Here is a 20,316-nt window from a genome sequence, read left to right as displayed (position 1 = left end):
CTGACAAAATAATAATAATCTGATTTAATTTACTGCACTTTTACTTATTCCACACACCAACAGCAGCATTTGCAAAAGGCCGTCTGAACGATGAATCTTCGCCTCCTAAACCGCCTCTATACTGCCCTTATCCTGTTTCTTACTCTGTTTTTGGTTTATGCCTTTGCTTCACAAGCGCGTATCCAAACCGATTTGACCGCGTTATTGCCAAGCGAGCAGCAACCTGATGCCTTACTGACGGCCGCGGATAAAGCCGCAGAAGTGCAGCTCAATTCGCAAGTCATTTTGCTTGCAGGCAGTACCGATGCCGAAACCGCTTTTCAGACGGCCTCACAAATTGCCGACGCATGGCGCAAAAGCGGCATATTTGAACAAGTCGACAGCAGCATGACGCCGAATTTGGACAAAGTGCGAGCGGATATGCAGAAACTGAGTTTGGCAGTTTTGCCGCAAGACGAAATACGCCTGCTGTTTGAGCAACCGCAAGCCTATTTTCAAACGCGTGCAGAAGCTGCGGCCAATCCGTTTGCCGCCCCCTCGCCTTTGTCTTTAGAACAAGACTGGCTGGGCTTCGGACGCTTTGTTGCCGACAAAGCCAATCCGCAAAGCCGCTTGCAGTGGGACATGGACAACGGCATGCTCTTTGCCGAAGACAAAGGCAAAACTTGGGTATTTTTGCGCGGACGGCTCGCCGGCGGCGATCAATTTTCCGGCAACGATGCCCTCTTGCCGCTGATGGCGCAAAGCCGTCAAATCGCTTCGGAAAACGGCGCGGAAAGCTTAAGCGCAGGTGGCGCATTGTTCGCCGCCGTATCCAAAGCAGCCGCAGAAAAAGAAAGTCGGCTGATGAGCATGATCGGGCTTGGGCTGACCTTTGCGCTGCTGTTGTGGGTCTTCCGCAGCGGCCGCGTATTTTTGCTGTCCTTGCCGCTGGCGGCCGGTATGTTGACCGGATTGGCGGTTGCGCTATTAACCTTCGGCGAAGTGCATATCCTGACCATCGTCATCGGCACCAGCCTGGTGGGTATGTTGGTAGATTTTCCATTGCACTGGCTTGCTCCGTCGGTATTCGGGCCGTCTGAAAAGACCGTTTGGCAGGCTGAATCTGCAATGAAACATGTCTTGCCGAGTTTTGCCGTCAGCCTGACGATTACCGTCTTGGGCTACGCACTGCTGTGGTTCACTCCTTTACCTGTATTACGCCAAACTGCGGTATTTTCAGGCTTCGCTTTATTTGGCGCGTTTGGTGCCACCGTTTTATGGCTGCCGCCGCTGTTTCACCGCTACCGTGCCAAAACCGTGCCTTTTGCCGCATTAACTGAAAAGCTCTATTCCTTGTCAGGCCGTCTGAAAAACCGCCTGCACAAACGCGGCTGGTTAATCGTGGGCGGAGTTTTACTGGCAGTCGGACTGTGGCGCAGCGACTGGCGTGACGACATCCGTCAATGGGTCAATATGCCGACCGCGATGTTGACCGAAGTACAACAAATCGGCCAGTTGAGCGGCACGGATTTTGGCGGCAAATATTTGGTGGCCGAAGCACAAAGCGAAGATGCCCTGTTGAAAAAAACCGCCGAACTCAGCCGCTCCCTGCAGCCCTTAATCGCGCAAGGCAAACTGTCCGGCATCCAATCGCCCGACCAATTCATCCTGCCGACAACGGAACAACAAAAACTGCAAAACCGTCTGCGCGAATTGACTAAGTTGCCTGATAGCTGGAAACCACTTACAGAAATCGGTATTCCGCGCAAAACCGTGCGCGATGCCCTGCTTCAAGCTGCCGATACACAACCATTGTCGCTTTCAGACGGCCTGAATACCGATTTGGCAGAAGCTTGGCGTTCCTTGTATTTGGGCGAAGTGGAACCAGGCCGTTTTGCTGCCGTCGTGCGTTTGAACGGCATGACCGATGAAGCCGCCGTACGCGCCGTGGCGCAACACGTCTCCGGCGTACATTGGGCAGACAAACGCGCCCACTTAAACGAACTTTTCCACCACACGCGCAATCAGGCCGCATGGTTGAAACTGGCTTCCTATGCGTTGGCATGGCTGCTCTTGTGGAAAATGTTTGGTTTCAAACACGGCAGCAAAATCCTTGTCGTACCGCTGGCTGCGGCCATTTGCACCGTTGCCGTACTCGGTTTGGCAGGCATTCCCGTCAGCCTGTTTGCTATGTTCGGCCTGCTTTTAGTATCCGCCATCGGCGTGGACTATGCCGTCTATGCTGCCACCGCACACCACAGCGCCCCGGCAAAATTAGGCGGCATGCTGCTTGCCGCCGCGACGACAGCCATTTCCTTTGCCCTGCTCGCCATCAGCAGCACACCTGCCGTTGCCGCGTTCGGCATGACGGTTACCATCGGCGTGGTATTCAATATTTGGCTGGCAGGCACATTGTTGAAAAATTAGACAAAAGATGCAGACGATTGAAGTTGAAACGATATTTTGTTTCAACTTCAATCGCCAAATTGCAAAAGGCCGTCTGAAAAATTTCAGGCGACGGATTAAACATTATTTATCATTAAAATCAAAGGCATTTTCAAATGTCCGTAGAATTTGACGTTGCCGTTATCGGCGCAGGCCCTTCAGGTTCGGTTGCTTCTGCTTTGCTGAACAAACAAGGCTTTAAAGTTTGCGTATTGGAAAAACAACATTTCCCGCGCTTTGTCATCGGCGAAAGCCTGTTGCCGCATTGTATGGAAATGTTGGAAGAAGCCGGTTTTGCCGACGCAGTGCATGCCGAGCCCAGCTTTCAATTTAAAGACGGCGCTGCGTTTTCATGGGGCAGCCGTTACACAGATTTCAACTTTACTGAAAAATTTTCAGACGGCCCCGGCACCATTTATCAAGTACGCCGCGGCATCTTCGACAAAATCCTGATTGATGAAGCGGCAAAACAAGGCGTTGATGTCCGCTTCGGACACGGCGTAACCGCGTTTGACAACAGCGGCGATGTGGCACGTTTGAGCGTTTCGACCGATACAGGCGAAAACTATGAACTGACTGCCAAATTTGTTTTGGATGCCAGTGGTTACGGTCGCGTTCTGCCCCGCCTCTTGGACTTGGAAAGCCCTTCCGAGCTGCCTCCGCGCCAAGCCCACTTCACGCATATCGACGACAACATCACCAGCCCGAAATTCGACCGCAACAAAATCCTGATCAACACGCATCCTGAACATCGCGACGTATGGATTTGGCTGATTCCTTTCGGCGACAACCGCTGCTCCATTGGCGTTGTCGGCACGCCCGACAAACTGGCCGGCGAATCAGAAGCCGTGTTGAAAAAATTTGTGTACGAATGCCCGATGCTGGCGGAAATTTTGGATAAAGCCGTTTGGGAAAACGACTTCCCGTTCCGCTCTATCCAAGGCTACTCTGCCAACGTGAAAACCTTATACGGCAAACACTTCGCTCTTTTAGGTAACGCCGCCGAATTCCTCGACCCCGTCTTCTCCTCCGGTGTAACCATTGCCCTGCACTCTGCCAAACTGGCTGCCGATTTACTGGGCAAACAGCTCAAAGGCGAAGCCGCAGATTGGCAAACCGAATTTGCCGACCAACTGATGATCGGCGTGAACGCATTCCGCACTTATGTAACCGGCTGGTACGATTTCCGCTTCCAAAACGCCATCTATGCGCCCAACCGCAGCCCTGAAATCAGCCGCATGATTTCATCTATTCTGGCAGGCTACGCTTGGGATACGGACAATCCATTCGTGGAAAAATCCGAGCAACGCTTGTCCACACTTGCCGCATTGGTGGGCGATTTGAAGGTAGAATAAGGACGAATGCCTTTCAGACGGCCAAACCCGAAAACAGAACAGGCCGTCTGAAACTTTATCCACACCATTAAATATTTTGACCGATAGATAAAACCTTATGCGATTTATCCCTTTGCTTGCCGCACTGCTGCTTTCCGCATGCACGACCTCGCTCCCCCATCCGCAAACGCTGCCGCCGCTTTCCAAAGAAGGCCAATGGTTTAAACTCGAGCAGACCAATGCGGCGGGGCAGACCGTTCAAACCAATCTCTTGGCAGTCGAGCCTCATTCAGACGGCATCCGCTTTGTCCAAACCGATGCACTGGGTGCGCCGGTATCGCGTCAATCGGTCAGCACCAAAGGCTGGAAAAACGACGGTTTTGTGATGCCCAATGCCGCTTCGCGCCGACTATTTGCCGCCCTGTTGCCGCTTTTGGCCGCCGAACACGCCGCCACGCTTTACCCTGAAGCCCGTCAACAAAATGCCACTAATCAAGGCTTCTGCCCTGATGGCAAAGGTGCGGTATTCAGCTATCGCGAGCGTGATTTGTGGTGTGTCGCCCATCATTCCGAACAATTCCTTATCGGCTTCCCCGACCAAACTTTCTGGACGGTCAGCCCGATTGCAGAAGACTAATCCATGAATACTCCTGTTTATCTTAGCCGTCCGGCACTGACCAGCGCATTGGGCAGCGGCTTGCAAATTCATGCCGATGCCTTACTCACGCCGTCTGAAAACACGCCCCTGACTTTTTCAGACCAATGGGTAAAAAGTAAAACGCATGCTTTCGGTGCAATCAAAGAAACCCTGATGCCTCTGCCCGACAGCATTCCCGAAGCACATCGCAGCCGCAACAACCAGCTTATCCTGCACACGCTTTCGCAAATAGACGGACTGATTCAGACGGCCATTGCCCGTTACGGCAAAGAAAGGGTTGCTGTCGTTACCGGTACGTCCACCAGTGGCGCAGACGAAAATATCCCTTTGTTCCAACACGTTGTCCAAGGTGGTGAGTGGACGGATGTTCCGTTCAAACAACTGCAACACGCCATGGCTTCTCCCTCCGAATTTATCGCCCAAGTTTACGGTTTGGACGGCTTGCGCTATACCGTCTCCACCGCCTGCACTTCCGGCGCACGCGCCATCATCAGCGCAGCTCGACTGCTTCGTGCCGGATTGTGTGATGCCGTGATTTGCGGCGGCGCGGATACGCTTTCGGCGCTGACGATTAATGGTTTTGCCTCTTTGGAAGTGCTTTCAGACGGCATCGCCAAGCCCTTTTCTGCCAACCGCAACGGCATCAATATCGGCGAAGCGGCCGCATTTTTCGTGATGACGCGCGATGCCGATTTTGACGGCGAAATGCAATTGCTCGGCTATGGTGCAAGCAGCGATGCCTACCATATGTCTTCGCCCCGCCCCGACGGTTTGGGTGCAGCACAATCTTTTCAGGCCGCTTTGGATAAAGCCGGTTTGAAAGCGGAAAACATCGGCTGGATCAATCTGCACGGTACCGGCACGCAACACAACGACAGCATGGAAAGCCGAGCCGTTGCCGAAGTATTTGGCAGCCACACCCTTTGCACCTCAACCAAGCCGTCCACCGGCCATACCTTGGGAGCAGCCGGTGCGATTGAAGCCGCGTTTGCCTGGTTGATGGCCAACTGCCAATACAATCCGGAAGGCAAACTACCACCGCAACAATGGGACAACGTACCCGATTCCGAGCTACCAAACATCGCTTTGACCGACGAAAACAGCCGCTGGCCGTCTGAAAAACGCATTGCCGCCAGCTCGTCATTTGCCTTCGGCGGCAGCAATGCCGTTTTGATTATCGGATAAGTCCTTAATATTCAGGTCGTCTTTTCAGACGGCCTTTTTCTTTTCCGCAACTTAAAAAACAATAACATCAAAACAACAACCAAATCCGCCGAAATATGCCATAATAGGCTTAGCACGTTTCATCTCGCGATGTGCCCGAAAAGAAAAACTTAACCTACATAGAGAATAATCCCATGACTAAATCCACCATTATCTATACCTACACCGACGAAGCTCCTGCATTGGCCACCCAATCCCTGTTGCCGATTGTGCAGGCGTTTACCCGCCATGCCGGTATCGAAGTCAAAACCAGCGACATCTCTCTCTCCGGCCGCATTTTAGCGGCATTCCCCGAGCATTTGACCGAAGCGCAGCGCGTACCCGACGCGCTTGCCGAGTTGGGCGAACTGGTGAAGCAGCCCGACGCCAACGTGATCAAACTGCCGAACATCAGCGCATCCGTACCGCAACTGACCGCCGCGATTAAAGAATTGCAGGCAAAAGGCTTTGTCGTCCCCGACTATCCCGCCGACCCGCAAACCGATGAAGAAAAAGCCGTACGCGAACGCTACGACCGCATCAAAGGCAGCGCGGTAAACCCTGTCCTGCGTGAAGGCAACTCCGACCGCCGCGCGCCTAAGGCAGTGAAAAACTTTGCGAAAAAACATCCGCACAGCATGGGCGCATGGACCAAAGACTCCAAAACCCACGTTGCCACCATGCAAAGCGGCGACTTTTTCCATAACGAACAATCCGTTACCGTACCTGAAGCAACTTCCGTATCCATTGTGTTCACCGACAAACAAGGCAACAAAAAAGAGCTGCGCGAGCCTGTTGCCCTGAAAGCCGGCGAAATCATTGACGCAACCGTGATGAGCAAAAAAGCCCTGCTCGCCTTCCTTGCCGAACAAGTGAAAGACGCGAAAGCAAAAGGCGTGTTGTTCTCGCTGCACATGAAAGCCACCATGATGAAAGTGTCCGACCCGATTATCTTCGGACACGCAGTCAAAGTGTTCTTCGCACCCGTCTTTGAAAAATTCGGCGACAAACTGGCTGCCGCCGGTGTCAACGTCAACAATGGCTTCGGCAACCTGCTGGCCAATCTGGACAAACTGGATGCGGACACCCGCGCCGCCGTCGAAGCCGAAATCGCCGCCGTTTATGCCGCCAACCCTGATTTGGCGATGGTCGATTCCGACAAAGGCATCACCAACCTGCACGTCCCCAGCGACGTCATCGTCGATGCTTCCATGCCCGCGATGATCCGCAACTCCGGCCGCATGTGGGACAAAGACGGCAAAGCGCAAGACACCAAAGCCGTGATTCCCGACAGCAGCTACGCCGGCGTTTACCAAGCAACCATCGACTTCTGCCGCGAACACGGCGCGTTTGATCCGACAACCATGGGTACCGTTCCTAACGTCGGCCTGATGGCGCAAGCAGCCGAAGAATACGGTTCACACAACAAAACTTTTGAAATCGAAGCCGACGGCCAAGTTCAAGTCATTGATGCAGCAGGTAATGTCCTGATGCAACACGACGTTGAAGCCGGCGATATCTGGCGTATGTGCCAAACCAAAGACGCTCCGGTTAAAGACTGGGTACAACTCGCCGTCAACCGCGCCCGTCTGAGCAACACACCCGCCGTGTTCTGGCTTGACGAAAACCGTCCGCACGATAAAAGCCTGCTCGCCAAAGTCAAAGCCTACCTTGCCGAACTGGATACCAACGGTCTCGACATCCGCGTCCTCGCTCCTGAAGAAGCCGCTAAATTCAGCTTGGGTCGTTTGAAAAACGGCGAAGACACTATTTCCGTAACCGGCAACGTCCTGCGCGATTATCTGACCGACCTGTTCCCGATTTTGGAACTCGGCACCAGCGCGAAAATGCTGTCCATCGTTCCATTGATGAACAGCGGCGGTATGTTTGAAACCGGCGCGGGCGGCTCCGCACCGAAACACGTCCAACAGTTCCTCGAAGAAAACCACTTGCGTTGGGACTCTTTGGGCGAATTCCTCGCGCTTGCCGTATCGTTTGAACATCTGGCGCAAAAAACCGGCAACGCCAAAGCCCAAGTCCTCGCTGACACGCTGGATGCCGCCACCGAAAAACTGCTGTTGAACGACAAATCGCCCAAACGTAAAGCGGGCGAACTCGACAACCGCGGCAGCCATTTCTACCTCACCCTCTACTGGGCGCAAGAATTGGCAGCACAAGACAAAGATGCCGAACTGAAAGCCGCATTTGCTCCATTGGCAGCCGCTTTGACTGCCGACGAAGCCAAAATCGTTGAAGAACTCTCTGCCGTACAAGGCAAAGCGGTCGACATCGGCGGCTACTACGCAGCCAATCCTGAAAAAGCTGCGCAAGCGATGCGTCCAAGCGCAACCTTTAATCAGGCCTTGTCAGCCTTATAATTAAAGCAATAAAAGGCCGTCTGAACTTTCAGACGGCCTCAAACCTTATGGAAACACAATGAAAAAAACCATTCTTTCTCTTACTCTCCTCATCAGCGCTCCGGCTTTGTGGGCATTTTCCCCTGCCGAATTGGCACAAACCCTGCAAAAACCGCAAAACGTGCAAGGCAATTTTGTCCAACAACGCCAGCTAAAATCCCTCAGCAAACCCATGACCACCAGCGGCAGCTTTACCCTTGTCCCACAAAAAGGCCTGCTCTGGAAAATGCAAAAACCATTTGAAACCACTCTGCGCGTGCGTTCAGACGGCATCATGCAATGGAACGGCAACCAATGGGTCAACCCAAACGCCAGCAAGCTCAACGGCCAAAGCCGCCAAATCAAACTCTTCCTCGACCTTTTGGGCGGCAATACCCAAGGCTTGGAAAAACAATTTGATTTGAAATTAAACGGCAACGAGAAAAAATGGACGTTGACCCTGACTCCGAAAACCGCCATTACCCGCCAAATCTTCAACCGTATCGAAATCAACGGCGATACTCTGGTACGAAAAATCGAATTGGACGAAAAGCAAGGCGACAAAACCATCATGCAGTTCAACCAAATCCAAACCGATAAAACCTTGGACAGCTTCAGCCGTACCGCCCTCTAAATTGTCTATTCCAACAAAAGGCCGTCTGAAAATAGATTTCAGACGGCCTTTTATATTAATCGGCTGAAGGCTGCTGCCCTTTTCTTTCCGCCTTTCTGGCTTCGCGAATGGCTTTAAGTTCAGCCTCTTTCTGTCTGGCTTTTTTCAGCCAAGTTTCCCATTGGTTTGGTGTTTCCAGCGTGATTCTGCCGATTTTGCCTTCGCGGAAATCAGTCAGGATATTTTCAGCGGCCTTTTGATAGTTGACCCGTCCGCCGCTCAAAACCGCACCGCGTTTTTTGGCAATCCACTCCAACCAAGAAGTATCGTCCCAATGGCTGCTTGGATCTTTGTCGGCTTGATAGCGCTCTTGCAACAGAGCCAGATAATGGCGGCGGAGGTAATCCAAAAGCTCAAGCGCCACTTCTTCTTCATCCAGCGCGTTACGCCCGACTGCACCGCCGGCCGCAAGGTTGTAGCCGCCTTCTTCGACGATAATTTTTGGCCACAACATACCGGGGGTATCGTAAAGCCAGAAATCGTCGGCAAGAAAAAGGCGCTGTTCGGCTTTGGTAATACCGGGTTCATTACCGGTTTTGGCAGATTTTTTGCCGATCATGCCGTTAATCAAGGTGGATTTGCCGACGTTGGGGATACCGCAAATCAGGACACGCAGCGGCTTCTCGATACCTTGACGATGCGGAATCATGGCACGGCAGGCTTGGGTAATTTTGCCATGTGCGCCGGTTTCGGAAGAATCAAGCGCAATGGCGCGGGTATCTTGGCGGCTGTTGTAGTGTTCGAGCCAAACTTTGGTGCGCTCGGGATCGGCAAGGTCTTGTTTATTTAAAATTTTAAGTTTGGGCTTGCCTTTGGACAACTGGGCAAGCAAGGGGTTTTCGCTGGAAGCAGGCATACGCGCGTCCAACATCTCAATCACCATATCAACGCTTTTAATGCGTTCGGCAATGGCTTTTTTTGCCTTGTTCATGTGGCCGGGAAACCATTGGATAGCCATGTCTTTTTATTCTTTCTATTCGTATCTGAGGCCGTCTGAAAAATCATTGTTTTTCAGACGGCCTCAGTATTTGGATAATCGGTCAATCAGGATTTAGAGGTTGCCATGCTCGTAGCTGTAATAACCTGCTTCATCCATACATTGCTCAAACGTTTTGGATGTATCGCCACGTTTGGTTCCATTTTGAACTTGTGATTTGCAGGTATTGATTTGGCGGGAAACTTCAGCTTCGCTCGCGCCGGTACGGTGCCAACGGTAAGCAGTGACAGGCTCTGTTGCACAGGCGGTCAAGATAAGCAGGGATAATGCGGTCAGACTGATTTTTTTCATGGTTTCTTCCTTTGAGGCCGTCTGAAACGGCAAGTTAGCGTCCTGCCAAGCTTTGTGCCTGACGATGGCGGACAAGGAGTTCGTAACGGCCTTTAAGGCGCTCGGCCAGTTTTTCCACAACATAAACGGAACGATGCTGACCGCCGGTACAACCGATGGCAATCGTTACATAACTGCGGCTCTCTTGTTGCAGGCGCGGCAGCCAGCGGCTAATAAAATGGTCAATGTCATCAACCATTTCTTGAACCAACGGCTGCTGGCTCAAATAATCTTGAATGGGCTTGTCCATGCCGGTGAAGGGGCGCAATTCCGGATCGTAATACGGATTGGGCAGGCTGCGCATATCAAACATAAAATCGGCATTATTGGGAACGCCGTATTTGAAACCAAAGGATTCAAGAATGACCAGCAAACCGACACGTTCAATATTGAGCCATTGTTGAACGGCATAACGCAGCTGCTGCGCGTTCATTTTGGACGTATCGATGCAATATGCGATGTCTCTAAGCGGGAAGAGCCATTCGCGTTCTTTTTGCAGGCTTTCCAACAAGGTCAGGTTTTGGCCGGACAAAGGGTGTCCGCGGCGGGTTTCTGAGAAGCGGCGAACCAAAACGCCCTCTTCAGCTTCAACAAACAGGACTTCGACCTGATGTCCTTCGTCACGCAAATATTGGATTTGCTCTTGAGCTTCTTGGATATTGATACCGGAACGAATATCAACGCTGACACCAAGCTGGGTTTCTTCGCCGCGTTCAATATGGTACAACACCAGCGAAGGCAACATTTCCAAAGGCAGATTATCAACGCAATAAAAGCCTGAATCTTCGAGTTGTTTGAGGGCTACGGATTTTCCTGAGCCGGATAAGCCGCTAATCAGGACGATTTTCATGATTTTGTTCGTTTTCTTTGAGTTGTGTTTGATGGCGTTCGAGGAATTCTTTGGTGCTGTCTTTACCGCGCAATTGAAGGATGTAATTGCGCACTGCAGCTTCAACCAATACTGCTAAGTTTCGACCGATTGCAACAGGCAGGGTAACGGAACGGACGCTGACATTGAGGATAGATGCTGTTTCGGTACGGATGCTCAATCGATCGAGTTGTTTCATGTATCCGTCGTCGGCCGGAACCAAATTGATAATCAGCTGGAGGATTTTTTTCGGACGGATGGAGGTTTCGCCAAAAATGTGGCGGATATTGAGTATGCCCAAGCCGCGTACTTCGAGGAAATCACGCAGCATAGGCGGACAACGGCCTTCCAGCATTTCCGGGCCGGTACGGAAAAGTTCGACCGCGTCATCGGCAATCAGGCTGTGGCCACGCGAAATCAACTCCAATGCCAATTCGCTCTTACCCAAGCCGGATTGTCCGGTAATGAGTACGCCCACTTCAAATACATCCAAAAATACGCCGTGCTTGATGGTGGAAGTAGCCAATGTACGTTGCAGATAAATCCGCAAAACGTCCATCAAGTGCGGACTTTCCTGCTTGGAAGTCAGCAAAGGAATACTGTTGGTATGGCAATAATCGCGCAATTTGGGCGAAACCGGCAAGCCGTTGGCGACAATGACCAAAGACATGGGGATGTCGAAAAGCTCGCCGAAATCGTAGTTGAGCTCGCCCGTTTCCAAGCGGCGCAAATATTCGGCTTCAGCTACGCCGACAACTTGAATTTGGTTGGGATGGATAAAGTTTAAGTGGCCGACCAAGGCCAAGACGGGTTTATCGGCTTCGACACCGATACGGTTGTCCGCGCCGGAATTACCGGCAGCCCAAGCAAGTTCGAGTTTGTGCTGATTGTCGGAAAACAGGCGGCGGACAGATATGCTGGGCATGAATTACTCTTCGCTCAGGAGTGTACGTACTTCTTCGGCAGAAGTCGCGGCCATCAACGCTTCACGGATGGCTTTTTGAGAGAATCTGCCGGCAAGTTTGGACAAGACTTCCAAATGTTCGCCGGTAGCGTTTTCAGGCACAAGCAGGATGAAAATCAGGGAAACGGGTTTGCCGTCGGGCGCATCAAAGGCAACCGGCTCTTTGGTGCGGATAAAAGCACCGGTGGCTTTTTTCACGCATGCGTGACGGCCGTGAGGAATCGCCACCCCCTGCCCCAAACCGGTCGAACCAAGTTTTTCACGGGCAAACAGGCAGTCGAACACGTTGGCATTCGGTAATTCTGCTTCATTCTCCAGCAGCTGTGCGGCCTCTTCAAACAGACGCTTTTTGCTGCTGACTTCCAAATCCAAAACGATATGGGACAAAGGTAAAATTTCGCCGATCAGGCTCATGTGTATCTCTTTTAAATGTCGCAAAACAATGGGATTGTACCGATTGTCGGTGCAAATCTCAATCCTGAAGGCGTAATTTACACTCGCCCTGCTAACATTTTCCATGTTGTTTTTGATATTTTTTAACGAGCCAAAAATAATCCAACTATTTGTTTATATAGAATTTAAAATAAAAATCCTATCACTAGCCAAACTATACTTCAAATGAAAAGGGGTATGTCCGGCATACCCCTTTTCCCTTTTTTCAGACGGCCTCAACCTAGTTTTTTAAAACAGTTTGGAAACCAAAAACAACCAGAAATAATGGCAGACCAATCCGCAAAACCACGCTAAACCGATGCGGTTGTTGGCCAAAAACGTTTGGAAGCACAACTGACGGTCGCGCGTACGGATGGCGGCATACTGCTGATACTGCCAATAAACAGTTATCGGCAATATCAACCAATACGGCCAAGTTGCGCCAATTTTAATACCCAACACCGCCATCAATACGGTAAACCAAAAATGACAAAGCATAGAGGCGGTAATATCGTGATGGCCAAATGTGATTGCCGAAGTTTTAATGCCGATTTTCAAATCGTCTTCTTTGTCCGCCATGGCATAAATCGTGTCGTAAGCCAGCGTCCATAAGGCATTGGCGGTAAACATCAGCCACGCTTCGGGAGGCACTCGGCCTTGTATGGCGGCAAAGGCCATGGGAATGCCGAACGAAAATGCCAGTCCTAAATAAAACTGCGGCAACGGGAAAAAGCGTTTGGTAAAGGGATATGTGACGGCCAAGAACAAGGCCGGAAGGCTCATCAGCCAAGTAAAGCGGTTAAGCGGCACCAAGCATAAAGCCGCCATCAGACACAGCATGACGGTTAAAAGCAGCGCTTCGGTTTTGGAAACCAAGCCTTTGGCAAACGGGCGATTTTTGGTACGCTCTACTGCGCCGTCAAAATTGCGGTCGGCAAAGTCATTCACCACGCAACCTGCGCTGCGCATCAGAAATGTGCCTGCGGTAAAGGCAATAAAAATATCCGCGTCAGGAACGCCTTTAGACGCAATCCACAATGCCCAATAAGTCGGCCACAGCAAAAGCAGTGTACCAATGGGTTTGTCGACGCGCATCAGCTTGGCGTATATCACCGTCCGTCCGACAGCGTAACGCGGTAGAAATTGTAGAAAAAATCGCCTTATGTTCATTGATGTAATGTGTCGTTGTTTATGTGTCGATTCAGAAGGAAAGGCTTTTCAGAGCCTTAGCTCTTATTATAATTTATTGCCGTCTGAAATCAAACAGATCTTAACAATTTAATTTGTTGTATTATAACAGAATTATGACAAACATCGGTAATTGGTTTTACTTTCAGACGGCCTTAGCGGTATAAATCTATTAATTTCAATAAGAAATATTCTGTTAATTCCAATATTTCGCCGTTCCAATCGAAATACGAACGGCGCGCGGTAACAGGCCGTCTGAAAGATGGATGGTCGGAATCTTCAAAACGAAGAAACTCAAAATCCGAACGCTTCAACGGCAATGTACCGTCAAACAGGCGCTCACCCAAAGGCTGCGTTCCGCAATCCAATAATTCTGTCCATAGACGGCTATCCGGCCAGCACGCGCTTCTGGCTTGTATCACTGTTTCACCGTCCAGTTTGAGCAAAACATCGCGCACAAAGATTTCATCGCTATTGTCCGCCCCCTTCGTCAAACCCAAATACACAGGCTCGACTGAAAAATCCTTACCAGAAGCGCGTAAAGCGGCGGTTAGCGAAGAAACGGTCAGTAGATGTCCGGCCTTAGACGGCAAAAGACTTGAAGCTTCGGCATGTGAACAAAGCGTGCCGCGCGGTATATCAAGCTCCATCTGACACCTCTGTTTTGGCCAACTCTTGCCATTGGGCTTCGGGAAACTCATCTTTCAGACAGCCTTTAAGATATTCCAAGGTATCGCCGGCAATGGTTTCATCCTTGCTGTCGTGAATATGGTTGAAAATCAGGCTGTGTAACCGGATGCCGTATTGTTTGAGCGCGGCGAAGCTGAGCAGGGTATGGTTGATGCTGCCGAGCCGCCCGCTGGTAACGAGAATGACGGGATAAGCCTGTTGCTGAATATAATCAATGGTTAACAGGTTTTCCGTCAGTGGAACCATCAATCCGCCCGCGCCTTCGACCAAGACGATTTCGTATTGCTCCGCCAATTCTTGCGTGGCGGCGCGGATTTTGTTTAAGTCCAAAGCCCTGCCGTCCAGACGGGCAGCGAGATGGGGCGAGGCGGGATAGCTGAAGATTTCAGGCATGGTCAGCCGCTGTTTGTCGGCTTCCTGCAAGGATATGCCCATGATGTTGCGGTGGACGGCGATGTCGTCGGCGATGTTTTGGCAACCGGTTTGCACGGGTTTTTGCGTAATCACGCTTTTGCCCTGCTGCAATAATTGTTTTGCCAACATGCCGGTGGCGACGGTTTTGCCGATGTCCGTGTCTATGCCGCTGACGAAGTAAACGCCTTTCATTTGCTGTGTTCCTTCAAGATTTGTACGGTTTTATCGGTAAGTTCGGTCAAGAGGCCGTCTGAAATAATGTAAGGCGGCATGAGGTACACCAGCCTGCCAAATGGGCGCACCCAAATACCCTGTGCCACGCAATCCGCCTGAAAACGCGCCATATCCACGCCTTTTTCCAGCTCAATCACGCCAATGGCACCCAAAACGCGCACGTCTTTCACGCCGCGGATGTCCCATGCAGCTTTCAGACGACCTTTTAAGATACTTTCGATGCGGCGGATATTTGCCTGCCAATCTTGGGACAAAAGCAGTTTGACCGAAGCGCAGGCAACGGCACACGCCAGCGGGTTCGCCATAAATGTCGGTCCGTGCATGAACACGCCCGCTTCGCCGCGCGAAATCGTTTCGGTAACTTTTTGTGAAGTGACTGCCGCCGCCAGCGTCATATAGCCGCCGCTCAAACCCTTGCCGATACACATAATATCCGGCACGACCTCCGCGTGTTCGCAGGCAAACATCTTGCCCGTGCGCCCGAATCCAGTGGCAATTTCATCAAAAATCAATACGATATCAAATTCGTCGCACAAATCGCGTAATCCGCGAAGATATTGCGGATGATAAAAATACATGCCGCCCGCGCCCTGCACGACAGGTTCCAAAATAAAGGCGGCGATATCCGCATGATGCGCTTCAAACAAGGCACGGACAGGCTGCAAATCCGCCCCGTCCCATTCATCGTCGAAACGGCTTTTCGGATTATCGACAAAATAACGCTGCGGCAACGCGCTGCCGAAAATATGGTGCATCCCCGTTTCTGGATCGCAGACGGACATCGCGTTCCAAGTATCACCGTGATACCCGCGCCACACCGTCGCAATATTCTGCTTCGCGGTCAAACCCCGCGCCTGCTGGTATTGCACCGCCATCTTCAGCGCAACTTCTACCGAAACCGAACCTGAATCCGCATAAAAAATACGGTCCAAACCCTGCGGCAAAATCCCGACCAATAATTTGCCTAATTCCACCGCCGGCCCATGCGTCAAACCGCCGAACATCACATGCGACATTTGCTTAATCTGCGCCTCAACCGCCTGATTCAAAACGGGATGATTGTAGCCATGTATCGCACACCACCAAGACGACATCCCGTCAATCAGCCGCGTGCCGTCCGCCAATTCAATATGCACGCCCTCCGCACGGCGCACCGGATAAACAGGCAACGGGTCGGTCATGGACGTATAGGGATGGAGCAGATGAGCGCGGTCGAAATCGAGCAGGGAGGAATGTTCAGACATGTTGAAAACAATGGTTTGATCAGTTTCATTATTATATAACATATTTCCTATTTCAGACGGCACGTCTTCCATACTGCATCAATGCCAATCCGCCTACTGCCGCCAAACAGCCGGCAACCAAGGAAACATGCAATGCCTCGTCCAAAAACCAAGCGGAACACAAAATGCCGAATACCGGCACCAAAGTAATGTACGCTGCCGCGCTGCCTGCGCCCAAAGTCTTCACGCCTTCAAAATACCACGCATAGCTCAATACCGTTGCGCCGACAGACAGGCCAATCAAAGCAAACCAGCCCCTGCCGTCCATTTCGGCAAGCATGCCAAACGGCAGGCCGTCTGAAATCAGCGCAGGCGGCAGCAACATCATTGCGCCCAGCCAAGCAGTGGCCACGGTAACCGTCAGCGCATCAATCCCCTGCAACACCGCCCTGCCTATCATCGTATAAGTAACCAAGCAGCAAAGGCTGCAAAACACCAGCACTTCGCCCCACCCTATGCCGCCTCCCGACAAAAATGCCGCAATCTCGCCATGCGTGACCGCCCATATCGAGCCTGCCACAGCCAACAACATACCCGACACAATCTTGCCGTTGAGCTTCTCGCCTAACAGCAAAGCCGCAAAAAACATCGTCAGCACTGGATTGAATGTGACCAACACCGTCGCCCTTGAAGCAGGAATCCGCTGCAAACCCAGCATAGATAACACAGTAAAACCAAATACGCCGAATGCCGCCGCCAGTGCCAATCCAAGCCATTGTTTGCGCGACAAAACCGCCAAAGTACGCAATCGATACCGTGCAAACAGCCAGCCCAAAAGCAAGATTGCCGCCGTCAAAAAGCGCAGCATACCGCCCGTTAAAGGCGGCAGCGCCTGTCCCAGCATCCGCCCCATCGGCCAAGATGCGCCCCAAAACGCCGCCATGCCCAATAGTTTTAGATGGATTGCTAAATGTTTCATGGTGATGGATAACTTGAATAATCGGTTTAGAAAGCGTACACACGCAGTTTGGAAGGATAAATTTCCTTAGCCGCCGATACTTGATAGAGTTTGCGCGGATAAAATACTACGCTGAATCATTCAGGAAACAAAGGCCGTCTGAAAGACTGAAATCCAGCTTTTTCAGACGGCCTTTACTGCTCAATCGATAAGGCTTACAACTCAATGCCTTTGAGTTTCGCCACGGTATTAATGTCTTTATCGCCGCGGCCGGAGAGGTTGACCAAAATCACTTGATCTTTGCTCATTTTCGGCGCGTTTTTCACCGCCCAAGCAACGGCATGGCTGGACTCCAGCGCAGGAATAATGCCCTCGAAACGGCAGAGCAAGTCAAAGGCTTCGAGTGCTTCGTCATCTTTGGCAACGGTGTATTCCACGCGGTTGATATCGTTCAAATGGCTGTGTTCCGGGCCGATGCCTGGGTAGTCCAAGCCTGCGGAAACAGAGTGCGTACCCAAAACTTGACCGTTTTCGTCCTGCATCAAATAGCTGCGGAAACCGTGCAATACGCCGATAGGGGCTTTGCTGGTAATCGGTGCGGCGTGGTCTGGCGTATCCACACCCAAACCGCCGGCTTCTACGCCGACCAAACGTACGTTTTCTTCTTCGATATAGGGATGGAACAAACCGATGGCATTGGAGCCTCCGCCCACGCAGGCAACGGCAACATCAGGTTGGCGGCCGATAGCTTCCAACATTTGTTCTTTGGCTTCATTGCCGATCACGCATTGGAAATCGCGTACCATTTCGGGATACGGTGCAGGCCCTGCGGCAGTGCCGATGATGTAGAACGTATCGTCCACGCGGGCGACCCATTCGCGCATGGCTTCGTTCATCGCGTCTTTCAAAGTGCGGCTGCCGCTGTCAACGCTGACCACGTTCGCACCCAATAATTTCATGCGGAACACGTTGGGCATTTGGCGTTGAATATCGTCCGCGCCCATGTACACGTCGCAAGTCATGCCGAAGCGGGCGGCGACGGTGGCGGAAGCCACGCCGTGCTGACCCGCGCCGGTTTCGGCGATGACACGTTTTTTGCCCATGCGGCGGGCGAGCAATGCCTGACCGATGGTGTTGTTGACTTTGTGCGCGCCGGTATGGTTCAAATCTTCACGCTTCAGCCAGATTTGTGCGCCGCCCAAATGCTCGGACAATCGCGCGGCATGGTAAACAGGGCTGGGACGGCCGACATAGTGTTTCAAATCATGGCTGAACTCTTCCCAAAATGAAGGATCTTCTTTCGCTGCTTTATAGGCTTCTGCCAATTCTTGCAAAGCAGGAATCAGGGTTTCAGAAACGTACAGGCCGCCGTGTTCGCCGAAAAAGCCGTTCTCGTCGGGAGCGTGATAATTTTTCATGGGATTTTTCCTTGTTCGTTTTATGGTTTCAGACGGCCTGATTCAGTACAAGGCCGTCTGAAAGTAAAATTGTCAGCAATTATAGCCGTTTTCCATTCATTTTGTCGGCAACTAATTGAATAATAATATCAGTAGACAAAATAGAAACAACAGCGTACAGCTCGATGTTGCAACTAATGCCGTACCCAACGGCGGCGCAATATATTTTTCTTTGTTTTTGTTTCTCAGGCATAGTTTTAATACCAACATCCCCAGCCACAGCGCCAGCAACCACCAACCCAGAAAGTTAAGCACAAGCAAAGCAATAATCAATTCATTGGTATTTATAGTGCTTATGTTCAAAAATATCCAATTAAGGCCGTTAACAGACATAATGACTGCAGATATTTGTATCACATACAAAAGCGTTCCGCCCAACAATACCTTGATGTGCCATTGTTTGGCCTTCAGCCACACCGAGACGACATTAAAAAGCCACCACAAAGCCATAAACACCATTACAGAAATTTCATAACGGTCCATCACCCTACTCCTGAAAAACAGTCAATCCAGCCATTTCAAAAAAAGCCCGATACGCCGCCGCTTTTTTCGCCAAACTCAAAGGATAGGCACGCGAAGTCGAAGGCAGGCGCGTCAGGGTTAAATCACGTCCAGCATAGGGGAACGGCACTGTTTCGCCGGTCTTCGGCATTTTCATGCCGCTGCCTTGAATCTCCAACAAAACTTCGGTTGCCTTGCCGCCGGTGGTGCAAAGATGGCGGCACTCGGGCATTTGCGCCAATACTGCTGCCAAATCGACGGTTTCTATCACTTTTAAAAACTTATCCGAAGCATTGCCATGCTCGCGTATTGCCTTCAACACGGTCGGACAGGATGCAATCCCCTTCTCACTCAAAAACGCTTTGATTTTATCGGCATCAAACGCTTTTTCGCCCTGCTTTTGAAAATGCGCCGCATCGCCGAAAAACACCAGCCCATACACACGCCACATATCGTTTTGAAAATTCGGATAATGAAACTGCATCGCGTGTTTTTCTTCTTTAGGCGGAAACGTCCCCATCATCATGACCGTTGCCTGCGGCGGCAACAAGGCTGCGAAAGGGTGGGACTCGACGATTGGTTCTTGCATATCTGCATTCCTGTGGTTTTTCATTCAAACAAATTTTCAGACGGCCTTTACTGCCTGAATAAACGCCGCCATTTTCTCCCTGCTCTTAACCCCGCCGGAGATTTCCACGCCGCCGGACACATCCACCGCCGCCGCACCACTGATTTTTACCGCTTCGGCAACGTTTTCCGCAGTCAATCCGCCGGCAAGTATCCACGGTTTGCCGATATTGCCGTGCAACATAGTCCAATCGAAACTTTGTCCCGTACCGCCGTATTCGGTCGGATGATAGGCATCAAACAGCAAGGCGCGGGCATTCGGAAATTTGGCGCAGGCCGTCTGAATATCGGCAGCAGACTGTACGCGCACGGCCTTCAAATACGGACGATCAAACCGACGGCAAAAATCATCGTCTTCATCACCGTGAAACTGAATCACATCTATCGGCATCTGACGCAAAATCTCGCGAATGGTTTGCTCGTTTTCATTCACAAACAAGGCCACCACCGATACAAACGGCGGCAGGTTTTTCACAACCGCCTGCGCCTGCTCAATACTCACTGCCCGTTTACTCTTGGCGTAAAACACCAGCCCGATAGCATCTGCACCCAATTCGGCCGCGGCCAGCGCATCTTCAGGTCGGGTAATACCGCAAATTTTGGTGCGTATGGTGTTCATGGGGATTGCCTTTTTAAACAGATAGGTCGGATATTATATAAGTTTAAGGCCGTCTGAACATGAAATATCAGGTTCAGACGGCCTTAAACTTTAAAACAACCATCAGCCGATAATTACTCATGA

20 protein-coding genes are annotated in these 20,316 nt (G+C 51.3%); 6 read left to right on the top strand and 14 right to left on the bottom strand.

Annotated elements, in window-relative coordinates:
- The first annotated feature begins 90 nt into the window (after positions 1-90).
- From HMPREF2872_RS02180 to HMPREF2872_RS02155, 6 genes are all read left to right on the top strand, one after another.
- Positions 91-2,409 (top strand): MMPL family transporter, encoded by a 2,319-nt coding sequence (locus tag HMPREF2872_RS02180; protein WP_070630870.1) that lies wholly within the window; start codon positions 91-93, stop codon positions 2,407-2,409.
- A 134-nt stretch (positions 2,410-2,543) separates the two neighbouring features.
- On the top strand, positions 2,544-3,782 hold the full coding sequence (locus HMPREF2872_RS02175) for an NAD(P)/FAD-dependent oxidoreductase (protein ID WP_070630868.1): 1,239 nt from the start codon (positions 2,544-2,546) through the stop codon (positions 3,780-3,782).
- A gap of 97 nt (positions 3,783-3,879) precedes the next feature.
- A complete protein-coding gene (locus HMPREF2872_RS02170) occupies positions 3,880-4,398 on the top strand; it encodes a hypothetical protein (protein WP_070630865.1) in 519 nt (172 codons plus the stop codon).
- Positions 4,399-4,401: 3 nt separating this feature from the next.
- A complete protein-coding gene (locus HMPREF2872_RS02165; RefSeq protein WP_070630863.1) occupies positions 4,402-5,604 on the top strand; it encodes a beta-ketoacyl-ACP synthase in 1,203 nt (400 codons plus the stop codon).
- A gap of 173 nt (positions 5,605-5,777) precedes the next feature.
- Positions 5,778-8,000, top strand: a complete 2,223-nt coding sequence (locus tag HMPREF2872_RS02160; protein WP_070630862.1) for an NADP-dependent isocitrate dehydrogenase — start codon at positions 5,778-5,780, stop codon at positions 7,998-8,000.
- Positions 8,001-8,058: 58 nt separating this feature from the next.
- The gene (locus HMPREF2872_RS02155; RefSeq protein WP_070630860.1) at positions 8,059-8,652 is read left to right on the top strand and encodes a LolA family protein; all 594 of its coding nucleotides are present in this window, start codon (positions 8,059-8,061) and stop codon (positions 8,650-8,652) included.
- A 55-nt stretch (positions 8,653-8,707) separates the two neighbouring features.
- Here the strand turns inward: HMPREF2872_RS02155 and ylqF are convergent, their stop codons facing one another.
- The 14 genes from ylqF to HMPREF2872_RS02085 form a co-directional block, all read right to left on the bottom strand.
- Entirely contained in the window at positions 8,708-9,649 is a 942-nt protein-coding gene (gene ylqF, locus HMPREF2872_RS02150) for a ribosome biogenesis GTPase YlqF (RefSeq protein ID WP_049322861.1), read from the bottom strand.
- Positions 9,650-9,742: 93 nt separating this feature from the next.
- Positions 9,743-9,979 carry a protocatechuate 3,4-dioxygenase gene (locus HMPREF2872_RS02145; protein ID WP_049351430.1) on the bottom strand — a complete coding sequence of 79 codons (237 nt, stop codon included), beginning with the start codon at positions 9,977-9,979 and terminating at the stop codon, positions 9,743-9,745.
- A gap of 34 nt (positions 9,980-10,013) precedes the next feature.
- The gene (gene rapZ, locus HMPREF2872_RS02140) at positions 10,014-10,868 is read right to left on the bottom strand and encodes an RNase adapter RapZ (protein ID WP_070630859.1); all 855 of its coding nucleotides are present in this window, start codon (positions 10,866-10,868) and stop codon (positions 10,014-10,016) included.
- The gene (gene hprK, locus HMPREF2872_RS02135) at positions 10,849-11,811 is read right to left on the bottom strand and encodes an HPr(Ser) kinase/phosphatase (protein WP_003685274.1); all 963 of its coding nucleotides are present in this window, start codon (positions 11,809-11,811) and stop codon (positions 10,849-10,851) included. Before hprK ends, rapZ begins: the two co-directional genes overlap by 20 nt.
- 3 nt (positions 11,812-11,814) lie before the next feature.
- A complete protein-coding gene (gene ptsN / locus HMPREF2872_RS02130; protein WP_070608114.1) occupies positions 11,815-12,264 on the bottom strand; it encodes a PTS IIA-like nitrogen regulatory protein PtsN in 450 nt (149 codons plus the stop codon).
- A gap of 267 nt (positions 12,265-12,531) precedes the next feature.
- Positions 12,532-13,377: a 4-hydroxybenzoate octaprenyltransferase gene (gene ubiA, locus HMPREF2872_RS02125; RefSeq protein WP_283118964.1), complete on the bottom strand. Its 846-nt coding sequence runs from the start codon at positions 13,375-13,377 to the stop codon at positions 12,532-12,534.
- A 248-nt stretch (positions 13,378-13,625) separates the two neighbouring features.
- Positions 13,626-14,120 carry a chorismate--pyruvate lyase family protein gene (locus HMPREF2872_RS02120; protein ID WP_070630855.1) on the bottom strand — a complete coding sequence of 165 codons (495 nt, stop codon included), beginning with the start codon at positions 14,118-14,120 and terminating at the stop codon, positions 13,626-13,628.
- Entirely contained in the window at positions 14,110-14,766 is a 657-nt protein-coding gene (gene bioD / locus HMPREF2872_RS02115) for a dethiobiotin synthase (RefSeq protein WP_070630853.1), read from the bottom strand. The genes HMPREF2872_RS02120 and bioD overlap by 11 nt, the downstream gene beginning before the upstream one ends.
- Entirely contained in the window at positions 14,763-16,052 is a 1,290-nt protein-coding gene (gene bioA / locus HMPREF2872_RS02110; RefSeq protein WP_070630901.1) for an adenosylmethionine--8-amino-7-oxononanoate transaminase, read from the bottom strand. The genes bioD and bioA overlap by 4 nt, the downstream gene beginning before the upstream one ends.
- Before the next feature lie 52 nt (positions 16,053-16,104).
- Positions 16,105-17,010 (bottom strand): DMT family transporter, encoded by a 906-nt coding sequence (locus tag HMPREF2872_RS02105; RefSeq protein ID WP_070630851.1) that lies wholly within the window; start codon positions 17,008-17,010, stop codon positions 16,105-16,107.
- Between the two features lie 194 nt (positions 17,011-17,204).
- Positions 17,205-18,407, bottom strand: a complete 1,203-nt coding sequence (trpB, locus tag HMPREF2872_RS02100; RefSeq protein WP_070630848.1) for a tryptophan synthase subunit beta — start codon at positions 18,405-18,407, stop codon at positions 17,205-17,207.
- Between the two features lie 111 nt (positions 18,408-18,518).
- Positions 18,519-18,929, bottom strand: coding sequence for a hypothetical protein (locus tag HMPREF2872_RS02095; RefSeq protein WP_003685036.1), 411 nt, complete (start codon positions 18,927-18,929; stop codon positions 18,519-18,521).
- A gap of 4 nt (positions 18,930-18,933) precedes the next feature.
- Entirely contained in the window at positions 18,934-19,536 is a 603-nt protein-coding gene (locus tag HMPREF2872_RS02090; RefSeq protein ID WP_070625528.1) for a DNA glycosylase, read from the bottom strand.
- Positions 19,537-19,572: 36 nt separating this feature from the next.
- The gene (locus tag HMPREF2872_RS02085; RefSeq protein ID WP_003680512.1) at positions 19,573-20,193 is read right to left on the bottom strand and encodes a phosphoribosylanthranilate isomerase; all 621 of its coding nucleotides are present in this window, start codon (positions 20,191-20,193) and stop codon (positions 19,573-19,575) included.
- Positions 20,194-20,316 lie beyond the last annotated feature (123 nt).

It is taken from the genome of Neisseria sp. HMSC069H12 (genome assembly GCF_001812735.1).
Classification (GTDB): domain Bacteria; phylum Pseudomonadota; class Gammaproteobacteria; order Burkholderiales; family Neisseriaceae; genus Neisseria; species Neisseria subflava.
This window is presented reverse-complemented; position numbering and strand designations above follow the sequence as displayed.

Bases quoted from the DNA above. Each gene is read 5' to 3' on its own strand.
- HMPREF2872_RS02180 (WP_070630870.1), top strand. From the start codon at position 91: ATGAATCTTCGCCTCCTAAACCGCCTCTATACTGCCCTTATCCTGTTT.
- HMPREF2872_RS02155 (WP_070630860.1), top strand. From the start codon at position 8,059: ATGAAAAAAACCATTCTTTCTCTTACTCTCCTCATCAGCGCTCCGGCT.
- ptsN (WP_070608114.1), bottom strand. From the start codon at position 12,264: ATGAGCCTGATCGGCGAAATTTTACCTTTGTCCCATATCGTTTTGGAT.
- HMPREF2872_RS02165 (WP_070630863.1), top strand. From the start codon at position 4,402: ATGAATACTCCTGTTTATCTTAGCCGTCCGGCACTGACCAGCGCATTG.
- HMPREF2872_RS02090 (WP_070625528.1), bottom strand. From the start codon at position 19,536: ATGCAAGAACCAATCGTCGAGTCCCACCCTTTCGCAGCCTTGTTGCCG.
- ubiA (WP_283118964.1), bottom strand. From the start codon at position 13,377: ATGCGCGTCGACAAACCCATTGGTACACTGCTTTTGCTGTGGCCGACT.
- bioD (WP_070630853.1), bottom strand. From the start codon at position 14,766: ATGAAAGGCGTTTACTTCGTCAGCGGCATAGACACGGACATCGGCAAA.
- HMPREF2872_RS02120 (WP_070630855.1), bottom strand. From the start codon at position 14,120: ATGGAGCTTGATATACCGCGCGGCACGCTTTGTTCACATGCCGAAGCT.
- ylqF (WP_049322861.1), bottom strand. From the start codon at position 9,649: ATGGCTATCCAATGGTTTCCCGGCCACATGAACAAGGCAAAAAAAGCC.
- HMPREF2872_RS02085 (WP_003680512.1), bottom strand. From the start codon at position 20,193: ATGAACACCATACGCACCAAAATTTGCGGTATTACCCGACCTGAAGAT.
- HMPREF2872_RS02105 (WP_070630851.1), bottom strand. From the start codon at position 17,010: ATGAAACATTTAGCAATCCATCTAAAACTATTGGGCATGGCGGCGTTT.
- trpB (WP_070630848.1), bottom strand. From the start codon at position 18,407: ATGAAAAATTATCACGCTCCCGACGAGAACGGCTTTTTCGGCGAACAC.
- hprK (WP_003685274.1), bottom strand. From the start codon at position 11,811: ATGCCCAGCATATCTGTCCGCCGCCTGTTTTCCGACAATCAGCACAAA.
- HMPREF2872_RS02145 (WP_049351430.1), bottom strand. From the start codon at position 9,979: ATGAAAAAAATCAGTCTGACCGCATTATCCCTGCTTATCTTGACCGCC.
- bioA (WP_070630901.1), bottom strand. From the start codon at position 16,052: ATGTCTGAACATTCCTCCCTGCTCGATTTCGACCGCGCTCATCTGCTC.
- rapZ (WP_070630859.1), bottom strand. From the start codon at position 10,868: ATGAAAATCGTCCTGATTAGCGGCTTATCCGGCTCAGGAAAATCCGTA.
- HMPREF2872_RS02160 (WP_070630862.1), top strand. From the start codon at position 5,778: ATGACTAAATCCACCATTATCTATACCTACACCGACGAAGCTCCTGCA.
- HMPREF2872_RS02095 (WP_003685036.1), bottom strand. From the start codon at position 18,929: ATGGACCGTTATGAAATTTCTGTAATGGTGTTTATGGCTTTGTGGTGG.
- HMPREF2872_RS02170 (WP_070630865.1), top strand. From the start codon at position 3,880: ATGCGATTTATCCCTTTGCTTGCCGCACTGCTGCTTTCCGCATGCACG.
- HMPREF2872_RS02175 (WP_070630868.1), top strand. From the start codon at position 2,544: ATGTCCGTAGAATTTGACGTTGCCGTTATCGGCGCAGGCCCTTCAGGT.